General features: G+C 49.2%; 23 protein-coding genes. 19 read left to right on the top strand and 4 right to left on the bottom strand.

Going from position 1 to position 25,565, the window contains the following annotated elements; genetic code table 11:
• Positions 1 to 25: 25 nt before the first annotated feature.
• Positions 26 to 2,074, top strand: coding sequence for an oligopeptidase A (prlC, locus tag K7B67_RS20550; RefSeq protein WP_252177721.1), 2,049 nt, complete (start codon positions 26 to 28; stop codon positions 2,072 to 2,074).
• A gap of 74 nt (positions 2,075 to 2,148) precedes the next feature.
• A complete protein-coding gene (locus K7B67_RS20545; protein WP_252177720.1) occupies positions 2,149 to 2,400 on the top strand; it encodes a YheV family putative zinc ribbon protein in 252 nt (83 codons plus the stop codon).
• A gap of 33 nt (positions 2,401 to 2,433) precedes the next feature.
• Here K7B67_RS20545 and K7B67_RS20540 read toward each other — a convergent pair whose 3' ends face one another.
• Entirely contained in the window at positions 2,434 to 3,084 is a 651-nt protein-coding gene (locus tag K7B67_RS20540) for a hypothetical protein (protein WP_252177719.1), read from the bottom strand.
• 709 nt (positions 3,085 to 3,793) lie between these two features.
• On the opposite strand from K7B67_RS20540, the gene coxB reads away from it, so the two are divergent.
• The 15 genes from coxB (at position 3,794) to K7B67_RS20465 (ending at position 23,589) form a co-directional block, all read left to right on the top strand.
• Entirely contained in the window at positions 3,794 to 5,161 is a 1,368-nt protein-coding gene (gene coxB / locus K7B67_RS20535; RefSeq protein WP_252177718.1) for a cytochrome c oxidase subunit II, read from the top strand.
• 11 nt (positions 5,162 to 5,172) lie between these two features.
• Positions 5,173 to 6,774, top strand: a complete 1,602-nt coding sequence (gene ctaD / locus K7B67_RS20530) for a cytochrome c oxidase subunit I (RefSeq protein ID WP_252177717.1) — start codon at positions 5,173 to 5,175, stop codon at positions 6,772 to 6,774.
• Positions 6,774 to 7,328: a cytochrome c oxidase assembly protein gene (locus K7B67_RS20525; protein WP_252177716.1), complete on the top strand. Its 555-nt coding sequence runs from the start codon at positions 6,774 to 6,776 to the stop codon at positions 7,326 to 7,328. The genes ctaD and K7B67_RS20525 overlap by 1 nt, the downstream gene beginning before the upstream one ends.
• Before the next feature lie 10 nt (positions 7,329 to 7,338).
• On the top strand, positions 7,339 to 8,235 hold the full coding sequence (locus K7B67_RS20520) for a cytochrome c oxidase subunit 3 (protein ID WP_252177715.1): 897 nt from the start codon (positions 7,339 to 7,341) through the stop codon (positions 8,233 to 8,235).
• Between the two features lie 77 nt (positions 8,236 to 8,312).
• Entirely contained in the window at positions 8,313 to 8,495 is a 183-nt protein-coding gene (locus K7B67_RS20515; RefSeq protein WP_252177714.1) for a hypothetical protein, read from the top strand.
• Between the two features lie 155 nt (positions 8,496 to 8,650).
• Positions 8,651 to 9,415 (top strand): SURF1 family protein, encoded by a 765-nt coding sequence (locus K7B67_RS20510; RefSeq protein WP_252177713.1) that lies wholly within the window; start codon positions 8,651 to 8,653, stop codon positions 9,413 to 9,415.
• Positions 9,412 to 10,569 (top strand): diacylglycerol kinase family protein, encoded by a 1,158-nt coding sequence (locus K7B67_RS20505; RefSeq protein WP_252177712.1) that lies wholly within the window; start codon positions 9,412 to 9,414, stop codon positions 10,567 to 10,569. Before K7B67_RS20510 ends, K7B67_RS20505 begins: the two co-directional genes overlap by 4 nt.
• Positions 10,570 to 10,662: 93 nt before the next feature.
• Positions 10,663 to 11,814 (top strand): diacylglycerol kinase family protein, encoded by a 1,152-nt coding sequence (locus tag K7B67_RS20500; RefSeq protein ID WP_252177711.1) that lies wholly within the window; start codon positions 10,663 to 10,665, stop codon positions 11,812 to 11,814.
• Between the two features lie 8 nt (positions 11,815 to 11,822).
• On the top strand, positions 11,823 to 12,950 hold the full coding sequence (locus K7B67_RS20495; RefSeq protein ID WP_252177710.1) for a diacylglycerol kinase family protein: 1,128 nt from the start codon (positions 11,823 to 11,825) through the stop codon (positions 12,948 to 12,950).
• A gap of 31 nt (positions 12,951 to 12,981) precedes the next feature.
• Positions 12,982 to 13,587 carry a hypothetical protein gene (locus K7B67_RS20490; protein WP_252177709.1) on the top strand — a complete coding sequence of 202 codons (606 nt, stop codon included), beginning with the start codon at positions 12,982 to 12,984 and terminating at the stop codon, positions 13,585 to 13,587.
• 16 nt (positions 13,588 to 13,603) lie between these two features.
• Positions 13,604 to 14,689, top strand: coding sequence for a COX15/CtaA family protein (locus K7B67_RS20485; RefSeq protein ID WP_252177708.1), 1,086 nt, complete (start codon positions 13,604 to 13,606; stop codon positions 14,687 to 14,689).
• The gene (cyoE, locus tag K7B67_RS20480; protein ID WP_252177707.1) at positions 14,686 to 15,603 is read left to right on the top strand and encodes a heme o synthase; all 918 of its coding nucleotides are present in this window, start codon (positions 14,686 to 14,688) and stop codon (positions 15,601 to 15,603) included. Before K7B67_RS20485 ends, cyoE begins: the two co-directional genes overlap by 4 nt.
• 153 nt (positions 15,604 to 15,756) lie before the next feature.
• A complete protein-coding gene (locus K7B67_RS20475) occupies positions 15,757 to 16,395 on the top strand; it encodes an SCO family protein (protein WP_252177706.1) in 639 nt (212 codons plus the stop codon).
• 215 nt (positions 16,396 to 16,610) lie between these two features.
• The gene (locus tag K7B67_RS20470) at positions 16,611 to 22,019 is read left to right on the top strand and encodes a hypothetical protein (protein WP_252177705.1); all 5,409 of its coding nucleotides are present in this window, start codon (positions 16,611 to 16,613) and stop codon (positions 22,017 to 22,019) included.
• A gap of 406 nt (positions 22,020 to 22,425) precedes the next feature.
• Positions 22,426 to 23,589, top strand: coding sequence for a transposase (locus tag K7B67_RS20465; protein WP_252177704.1), 1,164 nt, complete (start codon positions 22,426 to 22,428; stop codon positions 23,587 to 23,589).
• 21 nt (positions 23,590 to 23,610) lie between these two features.
• On the opposite strand, the gene K7B67_RS20460 is transcribed toward K7B67_RS20465, so the two are convergent.
• Both K7B67_RS20460 and K7B67_RS20455 read right to left on the bottom strand, forming a co-directional pair.
• Entirely contained in the window at positions 23,611 to 23,901 is a 291-nt protein-coding gene (locus tag K7B67_RS20460) for an addiction module antidote protein (protein WP_252177703.1), read from the bottom strand.
• Complete coding sequence (locus tag K7B67_RS20455; protein ID WP_252177702.1) at positions 23,894 to 24,199, bottom strand: type II toxin-antitoxin system RelE/ParE family toxin; 306 nt, start codon at positions 24,197 to 24,199, stop codon at positions 23,894 to 23,896. Before K7B67_RS20455 ends, K7B67_RS20460 begins: the two co-directional genes overlap by 8 nt.
• 50 nt (positions 24,200 to 24,249) lie before the next feature.
• On the opposite strand from K7B67_RS20455, the gene K7B67_RS20450 reads away from it, so the two are divergent.
• Positions 24,250 to 24,492, top strand: coding sequence for a hypothetical protein (locus K7B67_RS20450; RefSeq protein ID WP_252177701.1), 243 nt, complete (start codon positions 24,250 to 24,252; stop codon positions 24,490 to 24,492).
• 122 nt (positions 24,493 to 24,614) lie between these two features.
• Here the strand turns inward: K7B67_RS20450 and tnpA are convergent, their stop codons facing one another.
• Positions 24,615 to 25,067, bottom strand: a complete 453-nt coding sequence (tnpA, locus tag K7B67_RS20445) for an IS200/IS605 family transposase (RefSeq protein ID WP_252177700.1) — start codon at positions 25,065 to 25,067, stop codon at positions 24,615 to 24,617.
• Positions 25,068 to 25,137: 70 nt separating this feature from the next.
• Here tnpA and K7B67_RS20440 point away from each other — a divergent pair, with 70 nt between their 5' ends.
• On the top strand, positions 25,138 to 25,368 hold the full coding sequence (locus K7B67_RS20440; RefSeq protein ID WP_252177699.1) for a helix-turn-helix domain-containing protein: 231 nt from the start codon (positions 25,138 to 25,140) through the stop codon (positions 25,366 to 25,368).
• Positions 25,369 to 25,565: the final 197 nt, after the last annotated feature.

Here is a 25,565-nt window from a genome sequence, read left to right as displayed (position 1 = left end):
ACAATAAATAGCGAGCATCCGAATTATGAGCAACCCACTGCTGGAAACCTGCGAACTGCCTCCCTTTGCCAAGATCAAACCGCAACATATAAAGTCGGCTGTTGAGTCGATCATCGCCGAGAATGAGCAGGCGGTGGACGCACTTCTGTCTGATAACACTCAAGCGTTCACCTGGCAGACGCTACAGGAACCCATGGACAACCTGGGGGACAGGCTCAGTCAGGCCTGGTCTCCGGTGGGTCATATGAATGCTGTGGTGAATACGGATGAGTTAAGAGACGCCTACAACGCCTGTCTTCCTTTGCTTTCTGAATATTCAACCCGGCTGGGACAGAACCAGAACCTCTATCAGGCCTATCTGACGCTGTCTGAATCAGCAGAGTTCGAAAAGCTGGATAAGGCCCAGCAAAAAGTTATTACCGATAACCTGCGTGATTTCAAACTGGCGGGCGTTGCCCTGCCCCAAGAGAAAAAAGCCCGTTACGGTGAGATTCAGAAACGCCTTTCTGAACTGACCAGCCAGTTCTCTGACAATGTTCTGGATGCCACTATGGCCTGGTCGAAACTGATTACCGATGAATCAGAGCTGGCCGGTCTGCCTGAGTCAGCACTGGCAGGCGCCAGACAGTTGGCTGAGTCCAAGGGCCACAGTGAAGGCTGGATGCTGAACCTGGATTTTCCAAGCTATTTCCCGGTGATCACCTACGCCGACAACCGTAAGCTGCGGGAAGAGGTTTATACGGCATTCTGTACGCGGGCATCGGATCAGGGCCCAAATGCCGGTGAATTTGATAATTCAGACAACATTAATGAAATCCTCAAGCTGCGTCAGGAGCTGGCCGAACTGCTGGGTTTCAACAACTATGCAGAATACTCGCTGGCCACCAAAATGGCTGACTCGACCGACAAGGTCGTGGCGTTTCTGGAAGACCTGGCCAGTAAGAGCAAGCCCCAGGCCGAACAAGAACTCAATGAACTGAGAGCCTTCGCCAAAACAGAGCATGGCGCTGAAGATTTACAGGCTTGGGACATTGGCTACTACGGCGAAAAACTCAGGCAGCAACGTTACGCCATCTCTCAGGAAGAATTGCGACCCTGGTTCCCATCAGAGAAAGCGGTGAACGGCATGTTCTCTGTCGTGGAGCGGTTATTTGGTATCACTTTTGAAAAGGTGACCGAGGTTGAAACCTGGCACAAAGATGTTGGCTTTTTCAATGTCATACGTGATGGCGAGGTGATTGGTCGCTTTTATCTCGACCTTTATGCCCGTGAACATAAGCGCGGCGGTGCCTGGATGGATGAGTGCCGGGTACGTCGCAAGATAGGCGACAAAACCCAGCTACCTGTGGCTTACCTGACTTGTAACTTCACGCCCCCCGTGGGTAACCAGCCCGCCCTGCTGACTCATGACGAAGTGGTGACCCTGTTCCATGAGTTTGGTCACGGTCTGCATCACATGCTGACTCAGGTGGATTATTCTGCAGTGTCCGGAATCAATGGCGTTGCCTGGGATGCGGTGGAGCTGCCCAGTCAGTTCTTGGAAAACTGGTGCTGGGAGGAAGAAGGCCTGGCTTTGATCTCCGGTCACTTTGAAACGGGTGAGCCGCTGCCAAAAGACAAGCTCGATAAACTGCTGGCTGCTAAAAACTTCCAGTCCGCCATGATGATGGTGCGTCAGCTGGAGTTCTCACTGTTTGACTTCAAACTGCATAAAGACTTTTTAAAGAGCAAGAGTGAAGGAAAAACGGTTCAGGCAGTATTAGAGGAGGTTCGCAGTCAGGTGTCTGTGGTGGTGCCTCCGGCTTTCAATCGTTTCCAGCATGGCTTCAGCCATATTTTTGCGGGAGGTTATGCAGCGGGCTACTACAGCTACAAATGGGCGGAGGTGTTGTCTGCGGATGCCTTCTCCCGATTTGAAGAAGAGGGTATATTCAACCGCCAGACGGGTGAGTCCTTCCTCCATGAAATTCTGGAAAAAGGCGGTTCCGCTGAGCCCATGGAGCTATTTGTGAATTTCCGGGGCCGTGAGCCGCAGGTGGATGCCCTGTTGCGTCATTCGGGAATCTCTGCCTGATAGGAGAATTATGAGTCAGAGGCTCTGGGATCATGAGGTTCCAGAGCTTTTTTTTCGCTATTGGCCTAAGAGTTATGACAACGAAACGATTTATTGCCGGAGTCGTCTGCCCCTCCTGTGGTCATCAGGATTCGGTGAGAATGTACACCGAGCATGGTGAGAACCATCGCGAGTGCGTGGATTGTGGTTTTTCGGATGTGATGGAAAAAGACCCTTCCCTTGCGGGGAAACCTCCAGTGACGAGGGTCTCCCCGAAAGACGGGAAATTGGATGACGACGCTAAAAAGGACAACGATGTTCAGATCGTACGAATACTCGATCCATAACCTTGAGTGGGTAATCTGAGTCAGCGTTCAGATTCAGGCGGCTGACGTAAACTTCAGCTCAACCCCCATACCATTGGACAGGCCATTCCATTTTGACCAGGTCGATACCCATTGCTCCGGATTGCGGTTATTGACGAAGTCCTTGAACATACGATCGTTATAACGCTCCTGCGAACGGATCATGTGTCGTACTGTCTGCTCAACGATGCTGTCCAGCTCATTGCCGAACTCTTCACCCAGAATGGCATGAATGATCAGGTTGGCCCAGGTCATGTTGATCGGGACCAGGGCGCAGCCGATTCGAGACAGGTAACTGTCGTTGACCTCCTCAATCAGGCGATGAGTAAAGTAGGCTTTATCCAGCAGGTCAAACAGCCCCACATTATTTTGCGATTGCAGAACCGGTGCCAGAAAATTCTCTTCGGCAATGCTCAGGAAAGGGGATATAAAACTCTCAATGTCCAGTTCCTTTGCCGCCTGGTCCAGCGCTTCAAGAAAGTCAGGTACGTGATTAATGTACTCAAGTGAAAACTTCAGCAGTGTTTCACTGGCCATGTCTTCGGGAAGTTCGATCGTGTGGTGTAATTGCTCCACCTGTTGATCAATGAATGATTGAAGATGGTTTGAGCCTTCTTCGTGCTTTCGGGCGCAGTCGATCAAGTTACTTATTGCCTGCACGTCCATGATTGTCTCCGTTGCGGTTGTTATTAGTTTGGCTACTGCAACGTCACCGTGAAGGTGTCTAAAAGACCATAGTACCAATCAGAAGACAAGCTTTTTTAAATACCTCTTTTTCATAAAATAATGATCTTTTATTCTTTAAAGTAGAAGTGGAAAAAGACTGTAAATCCCGATAAAAATGCAAAAGTGCAAGCCCTTGTGCAGTCAAAATAATGACACACTATATATGGTCAACATGTGCTCAACATATGCCCAAACAGATCTGAAAGGAGAGTTCTGAAAGGATCACTTTGGGGCGTCTTGAGGCGTCATTCATTTAAACGACAGTGGGCAAATTAATTCAAGATATTTTTTGACAAGGCTCTTTTCATTTTGTGCAATCCTGTTGTTTAATGAGGTTCTGGGACTATACTCTATGAGCGATTATTGTCAGACTGAACGTCTCACACAACGCCCTCATAGGGTATCGGTATTTGCAGGGTGTTCCTGTGTTTTAGGTTTTGCAGGTTGGGTCCGAAGTAGTATGACGTTGTCGGTTACTTAGCGATCTCTTGCGTTCGGTGACGACAGTCGATCAAGTCAGTCAGTATTGCTCTGGAATGTCCAGACCATTCGGTTACTACCCAACACCTCTGAAAGCAAGACTTGGGTCTGCTCAATAATAATAAGAAGTCTCCGCCTGGTTTGGCGGACAGTCAGGGGATGTAAGGGAATGATGCAGCACGCACTAACTCTCTTTCTTTTGATAGAAACTGCCGCGAGCCGGGCAAAGAGCATGAGCCGGGCAGAAAGCATGGGCGGTCAGCGTCGCCCACCCGGAATGGTACAGATGGCGAGATTCTTGTCTTTCGGAAAACGATTCTCTTTCGTGATGCCCAAAGGCGTTGGTCAGTCTTTCCTGTGGTTCCTGATCAGCCTGTCAGGTGTGTTGGTTCCCAGTCGTTTGCTGGCTGACTGGGAAGTCAATATGACTCAGGGCGTGACCGCCGTCAGCCGTTCGGTTTACGACTTGCACATGACCATATTCATAATCTGTGTGGTCATCGGCATTCTTGTATTCGGTGTCATGTTCTACTCCATTTTCATGCACCGTAAATCAAGAGGCGTAAAGCCTCACCCCTTCCACGAAAGCACGATCGTTGAAATATTATGGACCGCAGTGCCACTTTTAATTCTGGTAGGCATGGCGATTCCAGCCACAAAAACGCTGATTGATATCTACGATACCGATGAAGCTGAAATTGATATCAAAATTACCGGATATCAATGGAAGTGGCAGTATGAGTACCTGGGCGAAGGGGTCTCCTTCTTCAGCAATCTCAAAACGACCCCGGAACAGATCTACAACGTTCGCAATAAAGACCCCAATTATCTTCTGGAGGTCGACGAACCACTGGTACTGCCTACGGGTAAAAAGATCCGGTTTCTGGTGACCGCTGCCGACGTTATCCATTCCTGGTGGGTGCCAGCATTTGCTGTTAAGCGGGATGCTATTCCGGGCTTTATCAACGAAGCCTGGACCAAAATCGAGCGTCCCGGAATTTATCGTGGTCAGTGTGCAGAACTGTGTGGCAAGGATCATGGTTTTATGCCCATTGTCGTCGATGCCAGGTCGCCTGAAGATTACCAAAAGTGGTTGGCAGAGAAGCAAGTCATCGCCGCCAAAGAACGTGAGCTGACCAGCAAGAACTGGACTATGGCCGAGCTGATGGAGCGTGGCAAAAAGACTTACGAAAAAGTCTGCGCCGCCTGTCACCAGGTCAATGGTGAAGGTATGCCGCCGCTGTTCCCTGCCCTCAAAGGTTCAGCGATGGCCATCGAGAAAGATCAGGTCAAAGCACATATCGACATTGTCGTAAATGGCAAGAAGGGCACAGCCATGCAGGCTTTTGCTGCCCAGTTAAGCGAAGTTGATCTGGCGGCAGTGATCACCTACGAACGAAACGCCTGGGGTAATAACACCGGTGATCTGGTCACACCAAAGCAGATTCTGGAATACAAGAACACCGGCGAGTACAAAACGGCAGAGACTGAACCTTCAGGTGAGCCGAATACCAACACACATCAGGCTGGACTGTGAGGAATGCAATCATGACTGCTGTGACAGACACAGGTGCCAATGAACAAGCCGACGAGCATCATGACCATCACGGCCCTGCCAAAGGACTGATGCGCTGGGTGCTGACCACGAACCATAAAGATATAGGCAGTATGTATCTCTGGTTCAGTTTTATTATGTTCCTGACTGGCGGTGCAATGGCGATGGTCATCCGGGCGGAACTGTTCCAGCCCGGGATGCAGATCGTCGATCCCGGCTTCTTTAACCAGATGACCACCATGCACGGTCTCATCATGGTGTTTGGTGCGGTGATGCCGGCCTTTGTCGGTCTGGCTAACTGGATGATTCCAATAATGATTGGTGCGCCGGACATGGCGCTGCCAAGAATGAATAACTGGAGTTTCTGGATTCTGCCTTTTGCGGCACTGATGCTCATCAGCACCCTGTTTATGGAAGGTGGCGGTCCAAACTTTGGCTGGACATTCTACGCGCCCCTGTCAACCACCTATGGGCCACCGTCGACCACGTTCTTTATCTTTGCTATCCACATGCTGGGGATTTCGTCCATCATGGGAGCGATCAATATTATCGCCACCATTCTGAACCTGCGGGCGCCGGGCATGACCATGATGAAAATGCCTCTGTTCGTATGGACCTGGCTGATTACCGCTTACCTGCTGATTGCCGTTATGCCGGTACTGGCCGGTGCGGTGACCATGATGCTGATGGACATTCACTTTGGCACCAGCTTCTTTAATGCGGGCGGGGGTGGCGACCCAGTGCTGTTCCAGCATATTTTCTGGTTCTTCGGGCATCCGGAAGTGTACATCATGATCCTGCCCTCCTTCGGGATTGTCTCAGCCATTCTGCCGACCTTCGCCAGAAAACCCCTGTTTGGTTATACCTCGATGGTTTACGCCACCGCCAGTATTGCTTTCCTGTCGTTTATTGTCTGGGCACACCATATGTTTACCGTAGGTATTCCGCTGGTGGGGGAACTGTTTTTTATGTACGCCACCATGCTGATTGCTGTGCCTACCGGGGTGAAGGTCTTTAACTGGGTCACCACCATGTTCAGGGGCGCCATGACCTTTGAAACGCCTATGTTGTTCAGCATTGCTTTCGTGGTGCTGTTCACCATTGGTGGTTTCTCCGGGCTGATGCTGTCCATTGCCCCGGCTGACTTCCAGTATCACGACACCTATTTTGTTGTGGCTCACTTCCACTACGTGCTGGTACCCGGGGCGATTTTTGCCATCTTTGCTGCCGTTTATTACTGGCTGCCCAAGTGGACAGGTCATATGTACGACGAAACGCTGGGCAAGACCCACTTCTGGCTGTCGTTTATCGGAATGAACCTGACTTTCTTCCCGATGCACTTTATCGGGCTGGCAGGGATGCCTCGTCGTATTCCCGATTACGCTCTGCAGTTTGCCGACTTCAATATGATTGCCAGTATCGGCGGCTTTATGTTCGGAACCACGCAGCTGCTGTTCCTGTTTATTGTGATTAAGTGCATAAGAGGGGGCGAGAAGGCCAAAGCCCAGAGTTGGGAAGGTGCAGAAGGTCTGGAGTGGAGCCTGCCTTCACCGGCACCCTATCACACCTTTACTACTCCGCCGGACGTGAAGTAATGAGTGAGAAGGATGATACTCCGGTCGACCTGTCGAAAAGAACCGTCATCAAGACAGGTCTGGTGGCTGGCGGTATGTTTGGCTTCGGTTTTGCCATGGTTCCCCTGTACGACGTGTTCTGCAAGGTTACCGGACTCAATGGCAAAACCGACCCGAATCCGTACCGCTACAACGCCGAAACGGCTGAGGTGGATACCAGCCGGAAGGTGAAAGTGCAGTTTGTGGCCACCAACAATGCCCAAATGAGCTGGGATTTCAAGCCCAGCGTCACAGAAGTGGTGGTTCATCCCGGAGAAGTTGGAGAGCTGGAGTTCTTTGCCCACAACCCAACCGCCAGGCGGATGACGGGGCAGGCCATTCCCAGTGTTTCACCGTTTCAGGCCACCAACTATTTGCACAAAGTAGAATGCTTCTGCTTCACCACCCAGACGTTGGAAGCAGGCGAAGAAAAAATCATGCCGCTGAGAATTATTGTGGATCAGGCATTACCCCGGCATATCACCAAACTAACTTTGTCGTACACCTTGTTTGATGTGACGACAATGGCCGAGTGAGGAGATTCTGATGGCTCAAGAAGGTGAAGGTACCTATTATGTCCCGGCCCAGAGCAAGTGGCCGATCATTGCTTCGATAGGTCTTTTTACCATGATGTTGGGTGCAGGCATGATGATGAATGACATGTCTGCCGGGGTAAAAGATTCGTTTGCGCACTATGTGTTTTTCGCAGGCTCCCTGATCATGGCCTACATGATGTTTGGCTGGTTCGGCAATGTCATCGAAGAGTCCCGCAAAGGGCTCTATAGCGATCAGATGGATCGCAGCTTCCGCTGGGGTATGGGCTGGTTTATCTTTTCTGAAATCATGTTCTTCGCGGCTTTTTTCGGAACGCTCTTTTACATCCGTTACTTCGCCGTGCCCTGGCTGGCCGGTGAGGGAGACGGTGCCTCTACCCATGAGCACCTTTGGCCAGAGTTTGAAGCGGACTGGCCGCTGATGACCAATCCGGATAATGAAACATTCCCCGGAGCCCAGGGGATTATCGACCCATTCCACCTGCCTTTGCTGAACACCCTGTTACTGGTTGCTTCCAGTATTACCCTGACCATTGCTCACCATGCCCTTAGAAAGGCGGAAAGAACCAAGGTTAAGGTATGGATGATTCTCACCCTGATTCTGGGTTTTACCTTCCTTTACTTTCAGGCGGCAGAATACGCTGAAGCCTACAATGAGCTTGGGTTGACTTTGAGTGCAGGTATTTATGGCTCAACGTTCTTTATTTTGACGGGCTTTCACGGGGCGCACGTCACCTTGGGTGCCATCATGCTGTTGATCATGCTGATTCGTATCTACAAGGGACATTTCGAGCCGGATAACCATTTTGCTTTTGAGTCATCCTGCTGGTACTGGCACTTTGTCGATGTGGTCTGGATTGGGCTGTTTATCTTTGTTTATCTGATATGAGGGGAGCCCGCCACTGTTGGGAGGGAGTGGCGGTTAACGATTATGGTCGTTTAATGGTACAGCCAGGGAGCGTTGCTATGAATATCGCCAAACAGCCAGGCCACGACAATAATCAGCATAATCAGGGCGGTCAGGCTAACCCTTGCGGTGAGCGAATTGACCAGTTTGGCAGAACTGCCATCACCTTTGAGCAGAAAATACATACCTCTGCCCAGACAGAACAGTACGGCAAGAAAGAGAAGAACAATAATCACTTTTAACCACATATAACGCTCCCTGCTGATGCCTTGGTGTATGAAGAGTGTATGAAAAACAGTTTGCCAGGCTGGCTTTTAAATTAACCTGCGACGCAAATATTTTTCTTACGTTATAGGCATTCAGACCAGAATAACAGTGGAGTTTGGTAGAGCACCCGATGTCGAAGTATAGCTATCAAGTTAAGTTGTCGTTGTTGGTGGTGCTGCTTTTGCCCCTGCTGATTAACCTGGGGCTCTGGCAGCTGTCCCGGTACCAGGAGAAGCTTGAGCTTGAGCAGACCCTGGCAGAGCGACAGACCATGCCTGCACTCAGCCTGTCTGATGTCAGTGGTTATGCTGATGTCATGTATCTGCCAATAAGTGTCCATGGTCGTTTTCTTGCCGATCGTGCTTTTCTTCTTGATAACCAGATTCACGAAGGTCGCGTCGGCTACGACCTGATCATGCCTTTGCTAGCCAATGACGGTCAGTATCTGTTGGTCAACAGAGGCTGGATCCCTGCCCAGGCCAGAGACCTGTTGCCAGACATTGAGACACCTGCCGGAGAACTTGAGTTAACAGGCACACTGTATCGATTATTGGGAGAACCGTTCACCCTGGGTGAAGATATCTGGCAGGAAGAGTGGCCCAAACGTATCCAGGCTATCCATTTTCAGCGAATGGGAGAAGCACTGGGACAGCCTCTCCCCCTGTATATTCTCAAACTGGATCAGAATCAGCCCGGCGCTTATCGGGTTCGTTCCCTGACCATGAAAACCACCTCGCAGAAACATCTCGGCTACGCTATTCAATGGTTTTTAATGGCGTTGGTCCTGCTGGGCCTGTATCTCTGGCAGATGCAATCAACAGGCCTGGATCGAAGCCAAAAAAAGCACCATAGACAGGTGCCCGATACTGATAGAAAAGAGGATGGTTCACTGTGAATAGCCGAGTTTTTTATTTGTATGGCCTGCTGATTTTTGTATTTCTTATTCCGGAAAATGGATTTGCCGTGATTCGCCATGCCTGCTTTATCGTTAATTCTGCCAGTAATAATGGGAAAGGCGCCATTGCCTGGAAAAAAATTGAAGGCGCTGTCAGTCAGTACTACACAGCAGTTGGCTCACAAGACCAGGCTGCTGCCCTGCTTGGACAGGCGACATTTGAAGTGTCTTTTACCGAATACGCGGGTCATGCAACGGATCTGGCAGTGCAGGCTTATCAGGACTGGCAGCAGGGGCAACACGCTCAGGACGATCAGCTATTGATTGTTGCCGTGGGTGGTGATGGCACGGTTCATGAAGTGGTTCAGGATCTGGAAAGTCAACCGCAAGTCGTTTTTGGGGTTATACCTGTGGGTACGGGCAACGATATAGCAAGAACACAGGGTTTGGGCAACCCGATGCATGCCCTTCGGACCCTGGTTTATGGTGTCGCTATGCCCTTTGGTGCCTACAAAATTAAAGGCTGTCAAACAGGAACTTGCCATAAGAAAACGGTTTTGGCCGTGGACGAGTTTGACCTGGGTGTGACCACCCGGGCGACAAAAAAGAAAAACGAACACGACAGTGGTGAGCGACCCAGCCGATTGCTGAGATGCTCACCCAGAAGTATGGTCTATTCAATGTCAGCCCTCAGTTCAGCGATGGGATGGCAGACACCCAACGTCATGTGTCGTATTGATGGCGGTGACAGCTTCAATGTCCCTTTGAATATTCTGGCAGCAGGAACAGGGCCGACGATCGGAGGTGGCGTCAGGCTTTTTAATGGTATGCGTCCGGACAGTAATCAGGGGCAGCTGATTTACAGTCAGCAGAGAGCTCACCCGCTTTCGACACTGGTGCAGATGACTATGCAGAGATTACTCAATTGGTCAGGTCTGCAACAGGCTCTGTTCACTCAATTGAGTATTGAGCACGAGCACGAGAACGACACACCTCAGGATATTCAGGTTGACGGTGATATTTTACTGCAAACACCGGCACAAATAACCTGGTTGCCGAGAGTGTTCCAGTTTATGAGACCTCCCGAATATGGCGATGCCGGGTATGAAGCTATGGCTCGCGAAGAAGAGTGGGACGAGCTTGATTTTTTTTAAACGTGAGTATTGCAATAGGACCTATTTCCCAGAAATAGGTCGGCTGCTCGATTCCATAATTGTTGGGATTGACGGAAAAAAAGGTGGCTCAATGTGAATAGCAGAGTTTTTTATTTATATGGCCTGCTGCTTGTTGTGTTTTTTGTTCCACAAAACGGTTCAGCAGTGATTCGCCACGTCTGCTTTATCGTTAATCCTGCCAGTAATAATGGTCAGGGTGTGAGGGTTTGGGAAAGTATTCACAGAGCTGTCAATCGTTACTTCACAGCTGTCGGCTCGCAAGATCAGGCGGCTGCTCAGGTACAGACGACATTTGAAGTATTCTTTACGGAACACGCCGGTCATGCAACGGAGCTGGCAGCTCAGGCAAGTTTTAACTGGCAGCTGGAGCAGGAAAGTCATTTATTGATTGTTGCCGTTGGTGGCGATGGCACTGTCCATGAGGTGGTTCAGGGTCTTGAAAATCAACCACAAGTGGTGTTCGGTGTTATACCGGCGGGTGAGGGAAACGATATAGCAAGAACACTCCGATTGAGGAACCCGATGCATGCTCTTTTGACGCTGGTTTATGGAGTCGTTATGCCTTTTGGTGCCTACAAAATTACAGGTTGTGAAAGAGGCAGTTGCGAGCGGAAAACGGTTCTGGCAGTGAGTGAGTTTGGGCTGGGTGTGACGACCTGGATGACAAAAAAGAAAAACGATCACGACAGTGGTGAGCGGCCGAGCCGACTGCTGAGATACTTACCCCCAAGTGTGGCCCATTCAATGTTAGCTGTAAGCTCAGCAATGATATGGGATACACCCACGGTCAGGTGCAGTATTAATGGTGAGAGGTTCAGTGTCCCCCTGAATCTTCTGGTAGCGGGGACAGGGCCAACGATCGGAGGTGGCGTTGCCCTTTTTAACGGTATGACTCCATACAGTTGCCATGGACAGATGCTTTTTAGTCAGCAGAGGACCAATCCCCTTTGGACACTTATTCAGATGACTATGGAGAAATTTCTCAATTGGTCCGGTCTGCAACGGTTTTGCTTTACTCAATTGGATATTGAACACGGGGATGAGACACCTCTGTCTATTCAGGTCGATGGTGATGTTTTACTGCAAACACCAGCACAAATAACCTGGCTGGCGAGAGTGTTCCAGTTTATGAGACCTCCCGTATATGGAGAGTACGGTCGTACTTTAATGGACCGTGACGAAGCCAGAGATGATCCGGATTGGAAAGAGGGTGATTCACTGTGAATAGAAGAATGTTTTATTCCTATATCCTGCTGCTTTTTGTGTGTCTTGTTCCGGAAAACGGCTCAGCAGTGATTCGCCACGTCTGCTTTATCGTTAATCCTGTTAGCAATAACGGTCAGAGCGTAGCCGTTTGGAACAGTATTCACAGATTTGTCAGTCGTTACTTCACAGCAGTCGGCTCGCAAGATCAGGCTGCTGCTCAGGTACAGCCGACCTTTGAAGTATTTATTACGGAACACGCCGGTCATGGTACAGAACTGGCTCAGCAGGCCTATCAGAACTGGCAGCAGGGACAGCACGCTCAGGAAGATCAGATATTAATGGTTGCCGTGGGTGGGGATGGCACTGTCCATGAGGTGGTTCAGGGTTTAGGTCATCAACAGCAGGTTGTTTTTGGAGTTATACCGGCGGGTGCGAGAAACAATATCGCAAGAGAACTTGGATTAGGTAACAAGATACATGCCCTTCGAACGCTTGTTTATGGAACCCCTGCGCCCTTAGGTGCCTATAAAATTGAAGCCTGTGAAAGAGGAAGTTCTCAGAAGAAAATCGTTCTGGCGGTCAGAGAGTTTGATCTGGGTATGACGACTCAGGCGAAAAAAATGAGAAACGATCAGGATTATATTGAACGACTAAGCCGACGAATTAGGCATATGCCCAGAAGTGCGATCTATGGAATATCAGACATCTGTTCATTAATAGTGTGGAATACACCCACCCTAAGATGCTGTATTGATGGCGGCGACAGGTTCAATATCCCCTTGAATATTCTGGTAGGAGGGAGAACAGGGCTAACGTCTGGATCCGAAAACGGAGTGAGACCGAACCGTCAGCAGGGAGAGCTGCTTTATAGTGGGGAAAGGGCTAATTTTTTTTGGACGCTTGTCCATGTGTTGATGCAGAAATTATTCAATTGGTCAGGTCTGCAACACGTTCAATTTACTCAACTGGATATTGAGCACGAGAGTGAAACACCTCAGGATATTCAGGTTGATGGTGATATTTTGCTGCAAACACCTGCGCATATCACCTGGTTGCCTGAAGCGTTGCCGTTTATGAGACCTCCGTCGTTTGGAGATGACGGTTATTGCCTAATGGCTCTTGAAGATACCGAGTTTTTTTTCGGCAGCCTTTAAATTTTGACAGGACTATCATCGGGTATAAAAAATGAAAAGAGTAAAAAAAGCAAAAGGTCGCTGGCAACTGGCTCTGGTCATCCTTATGCCATCGCTGGCGATGGGGTTGGCCTGGTACTTCTATTTTTTTGGAACACAGTTTGTGCCGGATGGACGTACCAATAAAGGCGAACTCTTGTTACCACCCGCCAGCTTCGAAAGCATGACACTTCAGAAAGACAATGAAATATTTGATCTGCAGGCCTTGGCGGGGCACTGGGGAATTCTGGTGTTTGGTGACGAAAGCTGCTCCGATCAGGCCTGCCAGGAGACGCTCTATCAAACCCGCCAGGCCCATCTGGCGCTGGGCAGGGACAGTGAACGGGTCGTCCGGCTTTTTATTTCTTCCTCATCGAATCCTGAATTAAACCAGCGGGTACTCAGTGAACACCCTGATCTGATCTGGTTAGGCAGTCGTAAAGAATCGGTGTTGAACACCCTGGGTAAGCACCCGGGTGAAAAAACAGAGTGGCCCACCAATGGCTTTTACATCGTCGATCCCCTGGGGAATATCATGATGAAGTACCAGCCGGGGCAGTACGGCGGCGATTTGTTAAAAGACTTAAGGAAGTTGCTAAAAGCTTCAAACATCGGCTGATATTCAAAGGTGTTCTATGACAACAGCATCAATTACAAAAACAATAAGCCAGGAAAAACGACAGAGAACAGGTTTTTATCTCTCTCTGTTTGCAACCTTGCTGGCCGCTGTCGTTGTTGGGTTAGGCGCGTATACACGGCTCGTTCATGCAGGGCTCGGCTGTCCTGACTGGCCAGGCTGCTATGGTTTCCTGACAGTACCTGACACCGCCCGGGAAATTGCCATAGCGGAAACACTGTTTCCCCATGCGCCGGTTGAAATCGACAAGGGCTGGGCTGAAATGGTGCACCGATATGTCGCAGGTTCTTTACTGCTGCTGGTTCTGGTTATCGCTGTCCAGGCCTTTGGCAACCGAAAGGAGCCGGGGCAGCCCGTGAAACTGCCTTTATTTATCCTGGGGCTGATTACTCTGCAAGCGGCATTTGGCATGTGGACAGTGACATTGAAGCTTTGGCCCCAGGTGGTGACGGCTCATCTTCTGGGGGGCTTTGCGACCTTCAGTTTGCTGTTTTTGCTGACGCTTCGTTTATCGGGATTGCGTTGGACAAAACTCCCCGCCTCTGACCAGAAAAATCGATTGCGGGGGTTAGCCGCTGTCGGGTTATTGGTGGTGATTGTGCAGATCACACTGGGAGGCTGGACCAGCGCCAACTACGCTGCCCTGGCCTGTCCCGATTTTCCCATGTGTCACGGGCAATGGCTGCCCGCTGCTGATTTTGCCGAGGGTTTGAATATCAGCCAGTCCATTGGCCCGAATTATCTGGGTGGAAAAATGGATTCTGACGCCCGGACTGCTATACATCTTTTACACCGATTAGGGGCGCTGGTGGCTACGATATTGCTCTTGACTCTGTTTATGCAGGTGCTTCGATATAGCAATTCGCAGTCGTCTAATAACCGAAGCAGCCTGAGAATTCTGGCTACCTTTATGCTGCTGGCTCTGCTGGTACAGGTTACCTTGGGGATCAGTAACATTCTGGGCAGCCTGCCACTTTCAGTGGCGGTGGCCCATAACCTGGGAGGTGCTGTTTTGCTGTTGACACTGGTCGCTCTCAATTTCCGTCTGAACATTTCTGAAGGATTCAGTGGGGTTCAATCATGAGTAAGGTTATTCACAAGAACGGCAGTGCATCTCTACAGGAATCCGTTCACTGGCGTGATTATCTTGAACTGACCAAACCCAGGGTCGTCGCCCTGATGGTGTTGACGGTGGTGATTGGTATGTGTCTGGCAACGCCGGGCATGGTGCCTCTGAAGATTCTGTTCTTTGGTAACCTGGGCATTGCTCTTTCGGCTGCTTCCGCTGCGGTGATTAATCATGTGGTCGACCGACAGATTGATGCGGTGATGGCCCGAACCCACAAAAGACCGGTAGCCACAGGGCGCGTTGAGCCGCTTCAGGCGTTGTTGTTTGCCTTTACCCTGGGGGTGTTGGGCATCGGGATTCTGGTGTTTCTGGTCAACCCTCTGACTGCTTGGCTGACGCTGGCCTCACTGATGGGTTACGCCGTGATTTACACGCTGATTTTAAAGCGTGCCACCCCACAGAATATTGTTATTGGCGGGATTGCCGGTGCCTCCCCTCCCCTGCTGGGATGGACGGCAGTGACCGGACACTTTGAAGGACATGCCCTGCTGTTGGTTCTGATTATTTTTGCCTGGACACCGCCTCACTTCTGGGCTCTGGCCATCCATCGCAAAGCTGAATATGCCAGGGCAGACATTCCCATGTTGCCGGTAACTCACGGTGAGGCTTACACCAAGCTGCATATTTTGCTGTACACAGTGATCATGATCGTCGTCAGTGTATTGCCTTTCCTGACCGGCATGAGTGGCATTATTTATCTGGCGGGTGCATTGATGCTCGGAGGGCGGTTTCTTTACTGGGCGATTGCTCTGCTGCGGGAAAGCAGACCTCATGCAGCCATCAAGACCTTCAAGTATTCCATCACCTATTTGATGTTGCTCTTCGTGGTGCTGCTGGTGGATCATTACGCTTTCTACCTGTGGCTTTAACAGGCATTGGTTTGACAGGAGCTGATGCGCTGAAGGCTTTATGATGCGCTGAAGGTTTTATGATGCGCTAAAGGCTTTATGATGCGCTAAAGGCTTTATGATGCGCTGAAGGCTCCAAAGAATCTTTTTATGGTATCCGGGATGAAAAATAACGTGAATAAAACAGTATTGATTCTGGTGGCCATTGTTGCCGTCATTATGGGTCTGACATTCTACAAATACACCAATAAACCATCGCTGACGCTGGAGCAGTTACAGCAGAAGGGCGCTGTCGTGTTCGACAAACCACGAACCTTTACTATGAATGGAATAGTGGATAACAAAGGACAGTCGTTTACCAAGGCGAATCTCGAAGGGAAATGGTCTCTGGTGTTCTTTGGCTACACTTTCTGCCCGGACATCTGCCCTACTACGCTGGGTCAGTTGAATCAGGCGGATAAGCTGTTGAAACAAGATAACCCTGAAATAGCGAAAAAAATGCACTATGTTATGGTGACGGTCGATCCACGCAGGGACACTGTGGAGAAGCTTAACGGCTATGTCCCTCACTTCAACCCGGATTTTGTCGGCGTGACGGGTAACCAGAAAAATATCCATAACCTGACCGTACAAATGAATGTCCCCTACACACCGGTCATTGATCCGGAGGATGAGTATTACCTGGTGGATCACGGTGCAAACCTGATCATCATCAATCCAAGGGGGGATTATCATGGCTTTATCCGCCCACCCTTCGATTCAGACAAGCTGGCACAGGTGATGGTGGGGGTTGATGAGTTGTATCAGGATTAGTACGTCACTTCAATGAGTTTGATGTGAACAATCTACGTTCATCCTGAGCGGAGTCGAAGGATGTAGACTCCGAACCAACAACGAAGAACGTGCCAGGCACCCTTCGACTCCGCTCAGGGTGAACGGAGTTTGGGTGCCATTGATAGAGGGAGCACGTCAATTGCGTTGAAACCGTGTACTAGAGTTATTGGCAGCGTTCCACGCAGAGTTCTCTGATGAAGATAACAAATGCCCGCCCCAATGCATTAACCCTTGCGGTGGCCGTTGCCATCAGTTATTCCATCATTGCGACACAGGCACTGGCCGATCGCAGGCTGCAGACCAGATCCGTTGATTTCTCGGACCATGGACGTGAGGAGTTTATCCAGGAGGTCATGGTTCGGCCAACGTTAGGTCATGACCAGCAGCCAATCCCCAAATCCTTTACCACCAGCTACCCCGACCCGGCTGAAGTCCGGGCCGGTTATGAGGTTGCTTCTGAAGGCTTCACAGGCATTCTCTCTGGCATCAAGGGTGGCGTTGCCAGTGTTGACCTGTTTGAAACCGACCAGAATGATGTTGCCCAGAAGTACACCAAACTCCTGAAAGTCGGCAACGAAGGGGTCTTCAAGTTCAGCCATAACCTTATAGAAAACAAACTGGTCATTAAGGTCAGGGAGACAATGACCCATCAGGATTCAATTGCGGCGGTTCGTGCACAATTAGGCGACACCGAACCAATAGATGAGTTAACGAAAATTGCCAGCCCCGAATGTCTGGCCGGAGTGCTCAAAGGTGCCCACGAAAGAGCAGGAAACCTTGGCGAAGCTGATCACTATATTGACCTTGTCACCATTACAGTCGATCCGGTTGACGTAAAAGAGCGCACCTTCATGCGCCTTATCGCGGCAGGCGATCAGCCTCCCAAACCGCGGCGCCTGTGGCAATCGCTCTTTGTCAATGATGAGGTGCTTTTAGCAGCAGCCGCCTCGGCCTATGCCCAGGTTCATATTCTGGGGAAAAAATTACACCAGATAGCCCTGGATGATCTGTTGTCCTACCAAAAACCCGTCGGCTACGTTGTGCACATCGAGGATGACAGGCAGGCTCATCTTGTGCCTAAGGGTTATCCAAAGCTGGAAGTGGATCAGGTTTCGGGAGAGAGGATTGTCTTCCGTGGCCAGAAGCAAAATCCGGCTGATGTCGCTTTTGTGGAAACTCTCTATGATCTTTGGAGGCACGAATCAGAAATCGACGACCCCCCTCCTGAAACAAACACACAGGTTAAAAAAGCCAGGGTCAAGGGCTACCAGTACGTCATTCGAAGCAGACAGATGGCACTGCTGGAGGCGTTTGCGGCAGAGCACAATGCCGGATTAAACGAAAACGGACAAACGACGCTTTCATACAATTATAATCTGGAAACCCTTGCATACTATGAATACCTTCAGCAGGCATTGACCTCTACTACCTCAGACGGAGCAGATGAATTTGAATTGACAATACCTCTGGTCAGATTCGTTTCGTCGTTCATCACGCCAACCTGGTTGCATATTCAACTCTTACAACACTTCGGCTTCAAACCCGTCATTAGAAACCTTCTGAGTGACCCACATTTTGTTCAGAATATTCATGCAGTTATGCCCTCTGTCACCAAAATGCTTGACGGTACTTTTCACGATGATGAAAGCTTTGCTTCACAAGCCGTTGCTGACTTTACCGGGAAGCTGCTTGCCGTGGAAAACGTGCGGGAAAAACTGCAGGAAACACAAATCAGGCTGGCCGGGGAAATCGAAGCGTTTCAACGGTCAACGACAAGGGCCTGGTACCTTGTTGAGGAAAAACTAAAAAAAGAACCCATCAGTCAGCACGTTGTCGATCAGCTCAAAAAGACCAATCAAAAGTTAGAAGAAGAACTGGAGGACATCAACACACCAGGTCACCCCAAAGCGAGGCCTGAAGTACTTGCGACCCTGAATGCCATATATAAAGTTTTTAGGATTACGGTATCTAGTAAAGACAATGATCTGTATCTACTTCGCCAATACATTTCTGAAAATATACAGGCATACATCAAAGACGCCAGAGAGTGGGCAGAACAAGAGGCTCTGGAAATGCTGGCAGGGGTGGAAGACGCACTTGATGTACTGGCCATTGAAGAGGAGGACAAAACAGCAAGACTTGCCTGGATTTTAGAAATGCTGAGTTACCCACTCCCAAATTACAAGCTGGTTGATATACAGGATGAGGTAGACTACAGCCTCTGGCTTCATGAAAGCAGAGATCTGCAAAGGAGCGACCTCAAACGCATCAAGCTTCTTGCCTACCTTCACCATAACCTCGAAGAACCTGACCCGGATCAGCCAACCAGAGAACAGATCAAACTGCTGGAAGACGTAGAAGAAATACTCGACATCCCAGATGAAGACCGAGAATACGCAGGAAGAGTTGCCTGGGTTTTTAAAGTCATGGATCACGACGACAATGTTTCACAAGACACGCTGGATCAGATAAACCAATCCGTCTGGGAAGAAGACAGCATCGTCCTCAACGAGAAGCAGCTCGAACTCAAGAAGCTGCGTGTGCTGATTAGCCACAAAGTCGAAGATTCGCATCTGGACAGGCAAGCTAAAGAACAACAGACAAGAATGCTTAGAGCTCTGGAGAACATACTGGGTATTTTCAATAGGGGGCGTGATATTAATCAGCGCATTGCCGCCATTGAGAATAAGCTTGACAGGGAAATAGCTCGTCTGGGACCCAAACCTCGATACGCTTCTGATCGAGAGGTAAGCACTGGCAAACGAGCATTAGCAAAAGCTGAAAGTGAGCTGAAAGGCCTGTATCGCAAACTGAACAGGCTTCGCAAAGACGTCCTGTTTTCGGGTACCCGGGCTGACCTCCAACGTATCACGGATAAAGAAGACTCAATCCTCAATCTGATATTGAAGGATCTTCAGACCGAACTCGACCTGACTGCCGGTGACCAACAAACCACTGAAGAGCGACTGGAGAGTCTCATACCTTTCCTGCGGGGATACGATGCAGAAAAAGATAAAATCCTTGAGCAACTGAAAGCTAAAAATAGTCTGAACATCCAGATAATAGAAGGTGATCGCAGTTCACTAGAAGACAATAATTACTTTGTTTTCATTACTGGTTATAAAGATAATGATGGTCTGGACGAAGACCATAGCCTTGAAGATTCAATGGGTGAGTTGCCTTTAGCCAAACTGGGGTACGCTCAGGTCACAGAATTCCTGCATAGGCATGACAGGAAAACGATGGCCCAGGCACAGCCTGAAGAGGGGAATACACTACAAGACTCGGCGAATCATGAGGCGTTTCTTAAAAACACTGAACAAGCCATGGGTCTTGAACCGGGTGCTGATGACACTTATGAAGACCGGGTTAATGCCCTGAGAAGGGCACAGGTACAGCTGGGAGGTGATGATGGTCATGGCGGCAGGATCTGGCAACTGACTCAGAAATGGAATCGTCTGAACACTAAGATTGAAAGCAAGAAAGCAAACGTCGGGAGAATCAGGAAAGCTCTGAAGGCCGCAGAGACAGCCGTCAAAAATGACGACGGTCCCCACCAACTCACTCCGAAACAGGCAAAAGTTCGGGTCGCTATGGAGGCCTTTTCGCAGCAGCACTCTCTCAAGCAACAAGCTCTGGATGCCGCACTGGGTCTGGCAGAATTAGACGAAATCAACGGTAAGCCAATATTTGTACCAGTCCATCCCCTTAGAGGCTTCGATTTTGACGATGAATTTGCACCGATTCGCCTGCAGGCACTGGCCGTAGATGAGCTGACGTTTAACCAGGCCAGTCGTATGGTAGCTGTCTTCCAGGGCCTGAAGACGACCCCTTTCGAGCCGGTAGAAGGTCAGCCTCCTGATGCTCTGGGCGAAATCCTGTTGCTGGTTTATCAGGCCAGAAGTGAGATCGGAAAAGGGACTGAACACTACGACAACGAAATTCACGGCATGGGCCAAAGAGCCATTAACTTCGTCGAGCATGAACCAAAAAAACCGAAAAGCTTCCCGGAATCTTTCGCTGACCGTTCTGCCAGCGGTAACAAGATCATAACCCTGCTGCGTGAAGGCCTGATCAGCAAGATTGAACTTGAGCACTACATAAAGGCCATCAGAGGTATAAGCGGTTATCAGACAGTGGCTGAATTTGAGTACTTCCTTCACGGCAAACACGGTGTCGATCTGCCTGGCTTCAAGACCGCCGTCAAGATGCTGTCGGACAAAAGTGCCGAGGCATTAATGGAAAGTATCTTTACCTATGCGACCGTGACGGCAACGGGCCCGGCAGGTATGAAAGAGTCGGTTGTCGGCATGAAAGAGTACGCAACGGCGGTCATCGCCAACTACGTGCTTGACGATATTGCCTTTGATAATGGCCGCAGGACGGCAGCCCTCCTGAGCAATGCTCAGGATACCCTGACACCTTACGTCAATGCCGCTGGCCTGTCTGAAACAGCTCTGATTAAGGGTATTCATGTCACATTGATACAGGCCTATGTCGCAGTATATGGACGACAGTTGTTGTATTACTGGGTCAAACCTTCCGCCTTCCTGGTACAGGCTTTCACCTGGTACTACTCCAGCTACAAACCTCTGCTGGCGATCCATACCACCATGCAGGCTTCGGTGCGGTTCCTCGAAAATATGTCGCTCCTCTACCTGTTGGATCTGACCCACCGGGGTGATTACCTGCACCGGATGCTCATACCTTTCCAGCACTGGCTGGAACACTACCGTGTTGATCCTGAGCGAACCGAACAATATGCCTACCACAACAGAATTGAACAAATCGCCGAAGTGGGCGGGCTGGCCATGCCATTGGGCAAGGCCGCTTCCTCGGCGATTTTGCTGCAAACCGGCTCGGCGCTGTTTACCAGACAGTACAACGCCAACCCCCGGATGTATCGCAGCATTTCCCGTCTGGTGCCTGAAATGGTGAAATCCATGGGTTGTGCACAAGGCGTGCAAATACCGCTGCTGCACCGGGTGACACCACAAACAGTAAAAACGCTGGCCTCTGTCACAGCCGGTCTGGTACTGGGCCCGGTTGCCACTGTCGGAGCATACGCCCATGGTCTTATATTCGGGTTGACCTACCCGCAAACTCTGGGATTTGCCCTGGCATCAAGCCTCACTTTCGACTTCTTTATGAACGACAACAAGATGCTGACCCAATGGCTGGGTGGCCCCCTGGGCCGAAGTCTTGACGGAATCAATCGCTGGTGGGGCTTAGGTGAAACAAACTATGACTATGTCAAACGCACGGCTGTTGCCAGTCCTCAAGGCTTCAATGAAACCGATGAAGCCTATGCCGACCGGGTTAAAGTCAGCAACGTAATACCTGGCTGGACACGGCACGAAAATTACCTGCAATTCCGTGAACGCCGTGATCACATGATGAACCTGTTTGAAAATGGCTGGGAGAAATACTTTAAAGAAAATGTGCCTCAATTGTCGTTCTCCCATGCAGAAAGTATTCCTTACTTCTACACTCTTGGCATTTTCGACAAATGGCAATGGGGTGATGATCAAAAAGTTCACAGTGATGATGAGAAGAATGCGCCTCAGTCAAGCTTTTTACTCAGCTCTGAGGCCGTAAAGTGACAAATGTCCGCCGTTATCAGGCTTTTTGTGATTTTGGGGTTAAAAACAGTTTGCAGTAATCCATTATAATCTCAAATTATCTTATAAAATCTCAAGCATAGGTGAGAGATTAGTCAAGATAGGTGAGGCAGCTCGTTTACTTGGTACAGACCCAGTAACACTACGAAAATGGGAAAGCACAGGTGAGCTGCTTCCTGCTAGAAAGACCAAAGGCTGAACGTTACTACGACGTATCTGAATTGATGAGCTACAGTAATGAAGCTGCACCTACGCTTTGCTATTGTAGAGTATCAAGTCATGACCAAAAGCCAGACTTAGACGGGCGGCAAGAGTTACTGGAAGCCTACTGTTCTGCAAAAGGTTGGCGAAATCAGGTTACACGAAAAAATGCTTGAGACTTTACAAGATGTTGTTAGCTCACAAGATTGAACTCAGACCGACAAAACATCAAGCCGATTATCTTGATAGGGCGTGTGGTTCTCGTCGTCATGCGTTCAATCAACTGTTAGCCCATTTCAGTCAAGAAGGCGTTAAATGGTCAAAGAAGGCTGCGAATGAAAAATACAAAGCACTCAGGCTTGAGTTTCCTTGGTATGCCGAAGTCAGCCAACGTGTAACCAGGAACACAATCGACGATCTTGATGATGCCTTTACTCGCTTCTTTCGTGGGGTGGAGAAAGGAGAAAAAGCCGGTTATCCAAGATTCAAGAAGCGAGGACTACACGACAGGTTTTCTCTCAGAGAAAAGCCCAAGTTCGATATTGATGGCAGAACACTTCGCATTGAGAAACTGAAAACCCGCATCAATATGCGCCAAGAGCTGAGATTCACTGGCACACCCTGTCAGGTGACGATCAGTAAGCGAGCCGGAAAGTATTTCGCTTCTATTTTGGTAGACACTCAGGATTACGACCCAAAAGCACAAAGCAATGAGTCTGTAGGCGTTGATTTTGGCATCAAAGATTTAGCTATTTGTTCGAATGGCAAAACCTTTGCTGCTAATCAGAAACTGAAATGTTCTCTGAAACGCCTTAACAGGAAACAGAAGTCGTTAAGCCGCAAAACAAAGGGAAGCAACCGCTATGCGAAAGCCAAGCGAGCGGTTGCCAAACTGCATTACCGGATAAGTAACCAGAGATCAGCCGTACTGCATGAGGTAAGTGATTATCTGACTTCAAGATTCAAAATAATCACCATCGAAAATCTGAATGTAAAAGGCATGGTGAAAAACCACAAACTGGCAAGAGCAATCAGCGACGCAGGTTTTGGCATGCTGAGAGAACTTGTTGAATACAAGGCAGAGCTGAGAGGTTGCCAGGTTGTGATAGCAGACCGGTTCTTTCCCAGCTCGAAGAAGTGTGCGGTTCATACTTGCGACTACATAAACAACAATCTCACTCTGTCTGATCGTGAGTGGCGGTGTCCAAAATGTAAAACTCTGCATGACAGAGATTACAGTGCAAGTTTGAACCTTGATAATTATGGTCGAGACACGTTACAGCTCGACCCTAAACCCTACGCAAGAGTGGAGTTAGACACGATTCGTCGTGCATCCGTGGTGACGGCGTAGATAAGTCTAGATAATCACAGATTATGTTAGATTTTTAGTAGCGGTGATGGTAAAGCCCAAGGCCTTCATGACATTCAAGATGGTCTTCAGTGTTGGGTTTCCATCTTCGCTGAATGAGCGATACAGTTGCTCTCGGGAAAGTCCGGTTTGTCTGGCAATATTGCTCATCCCCTCAGCCCGGGCAACAACTCCCAGCGCCTTAGCAATATAAGAAGCGTCGCCAGTCTCAAAAGCATCAGCAATAAACACCTCCCGGGCTTCCGGGCTGTCCAGTGCCGCAGCGGGGTCATAAGTGTATACGGGTTCAGTCATCACTTTTCCTCCATTCTTGTGCCAGCTGTTTAGCAAGCTCTATATCTTTGCTCTGAGTACTCTTGTCCCCTCCACACAACAAAAGAATGATTTCGTTCCCTTGTTGGCGAAAGTACACCCGGTATCCAGGTCCGTAATGAACCCTAAGTTCGCTGATCCCTTGGCCAACCGGAGCAACATCACCAGGAAGGCCATTAGCCAAGCGAAATACTCGGGCCGCTATTATGGCTTTTGCCCGGGCATTCTTCAGCTTTCGCTCCCACTTACGGTAGGTCTCAGTTTCTTTAATGGTGATCATAAAACAGATTGTAGTCTATATATTACAAGAGTTTGCAGGCAGAGCCGATCTTGTTTGCAAGCAGCTACAGCTACCTGCAATTTCGTGAACGCCGTGATCACATGATGAACCTGTTTGAAAATGGCTGGGAGAAATACTTTAAAGAAAATGTGCCTAAATGGTCGTTCTCCCATGCAGAAAGTATTCCTTACTTCTACACTCTTGGCATTTTCGACAAATGGCAATGGGGCGATGATCAAACAGTTCACAATAAGAACAATACCCCCTCAATCAAGCTTTCTACTGAACTTTAAGGTAGTGGAATGACAAATGCTCGCCCCAAGGCATTAGACCTTGGGGATGTACTTTATTGATAAAGGGCGTTATTTTTTAATCCGTTTCTGAGCGTTGTAATCCCTGAAGCCCTTGCAAGGCGTTAGCCTTGCTGTGACAATCGCTTAGAAGTTTTAACAGACTTTTCTGAAGGCGGTGTTCTCTGGCTTTCAATATATTTTTTCACTGTCTCCATACTGGCACCACCTACTGATACACAGCAATAACTCGGGCTCCAGAAGTGCTTCCCCCATAACATCGGCTTTATGCGCTCCGAGTATTCACGCTTTAAAATATAGGACGACTTTCCCTTTAGCTTGCCTGCCAAGTTAGAGATTGCCAGTTTTGGATGCACCGTAATCATTGCGTGAATATGATCGTGCTCCCCGTCAAATTCCATTAGCTCACAATCCATCTGAAGACAGGTCTCTGAAAATATTTCACGTAGCCGGTCGATCATTTCTTTGGTGAACACGTTTCTACGGTATTTGGTCACAAATACTAGATGTACGTTATTCCTAAATACACATGATCTACCCGATCTCCATTCGTACATAAAAACCTCATATTTGACTGATATTTGTAACCAGACTAGCATGAAACCATTCAGTTCAACAGGTTATGTAATGCTTCAAGGTATCCGACTCAAAGCCAATCCAACAGATCAGCAAAAGTTGGTTCTGTCTCAATGGATGGGTTGCGCCCGGTTGTCATTGTCGGAGCATACGCCCACGGTCTTATATCCGGGTTTACCTATGCTCAAACCTTCGGTCAGGCTCCTAGTATTGAGTCTCACTTTCGACCTCTTTATGAACGACAACAAGATGCTGACCCAATGGCTGGGAGAAATACTTTAAAGAAAATGTGCCTAAATGGTCGTTCTCCCATGCAGAAAGTATTTCTTACTTCTACACTCTTGGCACTTTCTGCAAATGGCAATGGGGCGATAATCAGAAAGCTTGCTGTCACGACGGGAGAAATGCACTTCAATCTGGCTTTCTACCCGCAGGATCAGCAGACTAACTGAGCTAAAAACTGCTCCCTCGCCTGCTGT

This window comes from Endozoicomonas sp. 4G (assembly GCF_023822025.1).
Lineage (GTDB): Bacteria > Pseudomonadota > Gammaproteobacteria > Pseudomonadales > Endozoicomonadaceae > Endozoicomonas_A.
The sequence above is the reverse complement of the archived record's forward strand: the minus strand, read 5'-3'. Positions and strand labels throughout refer to the sequence as shown.

What these genes read in the sequence shown, in the direction of transcription:
- prlC (WP_252177721.1), top strand. Translation starts at nt 26, where the DNA reads ATGAGCAACCCACTGCTGGAAACCTGCGAACTGCCTCCCTTTGCCAAG.
- K7B67_RS20545 (WP_252177720.1), top strand. Translation starts at nt 2,149, where the DNA reads ATGACAACGAAACGATTTATTGCCGGAGTCGTCTGCCCCTCCTGTGGT.
- K7B67_RS20540 (WP_252177719.1), bottom strand. Translation starts at nt 3,084, where the DNA reads ATGGACGTGCAGGCAATAAGTAACTTGATCGACTGCGCCCGAAAGCAC.
- coxB (WP_252177718.1), top strand. Translation starts at nt 3,794, where the DNA reads ATGATGCAGCACGCACTAACTCTCTTTCTTTTGATAGAAACTGCCGCG.
- ctaD (WP_252177717.1), top strand. Translation starts at nt 5,173, where the DNA reads ATGACTGCTGTGACAGACACAGGTGCCAATGAACAAGCCGACGAGCAT.
- K7B67_RS20525 (WP_252177716.1), top strand. Translation starts at nt 6,774, where the DNA reads ATGAGTGAGAAGGATGATACTCCGGTCGACCTGTCGAAAAGAACCGTC.
- K7B67_RS20520 (WP_252177715.1), top strand. Translation starts at nt 7,339, where the DNA reads ATGGCTCAAGAAGGTGAAGGTACCTATTATGTCCCGGCCCAGAGCAAG.
- K7B67_RS20515 (WP_252177714.1), top strand. Translation starts at nt 8,313, where the DNA reads ATGAATATCGCCAAACAGCCAGGCCACGACAATAATCAGCATAATCAG.
- K7B67_RS20510 (WP_252177713.1), top strand. Translation starts at nt 8,651, where the DNA reads ATGTCGAAGTATAGCTATCAAGTTAAGTTGTCGTTGTTGGTGGTGCTG.
- K7B67_RS20495 (WP_252177710.1), top strand. Translation starts at nt 11,823, where the DNA reads ATGTTTTATTCCTATATCCTGCTGCTTTTTGTGTGTCTTGTTCCGGAA.
- K7B67_RS20490 (WP_252177709.1), top strand. Translation starts at nt 12,982, where the DNA reads ATGAAAAGAGTAAAAAAAGCAAAAGGTCGCTGGCAACTGGCTCTGGTC.
- K7B67_RS20485 (WP_252177708.1), top strand. Translation starts at nt 13,604, where the DNA reads ATGACAACAGCATCAATTACAAAAACAATAAGCCAGGAAAAACGACAG.
- cyoE (WP_252177707.1), top strand. Translation starts at nt 14,686, where the DNA reads ATGAGTAAGGTTATTCACAAGAACGGCAGTGCATCTCTACAGGAATCC.
- K7B67_RS20470 (WP_252177705.1), top strand. Translation starts at nt 16,611, where the DNA reads ATGAAGATAACAAATGCCCGCCCCAATGCATTAACCCTTGCGGTGGCC.
- K7B67_RS20465 (WP_252177704.1), top strand. Translation starts at nt 22,426, where the DNA reads ATGTTGTTAGCTCACAAGATTGAACTCAGACCGACAAAACATCAAGCC.
- K7B67_RS20460 (WP_252177703.1), bottom strand. Translation starts at nt 23,901, where the DNA reads ATGACTGAACCCGTATACACTTATGACCCCGCTGCGGCACTGGACAGC.
- K7B67_RS20455 (WP_252177702.1), bottom strand. Translation starts at nt 24,199, where the DNA reads ATGATCACCATTAAAGAAACTGAGACCTACCGTAAGTGGGAGCGAAAG.
- tnpA (WP_252177700.1), bottom strand. Translation starts at nt 25,067, where the DNA reads ATGTACGAATGGAGATCGGGTAGATCATGTGTATTTAGGAATAACGTA.
- K7B67_RS20440 (WP_252177699.1), top strand. Translation starts at nt 25,138, where the DNA reads ATGCTTCAAGGTATCCGACTCAAAGCCAATCCAACAGATCAGCAAAAG.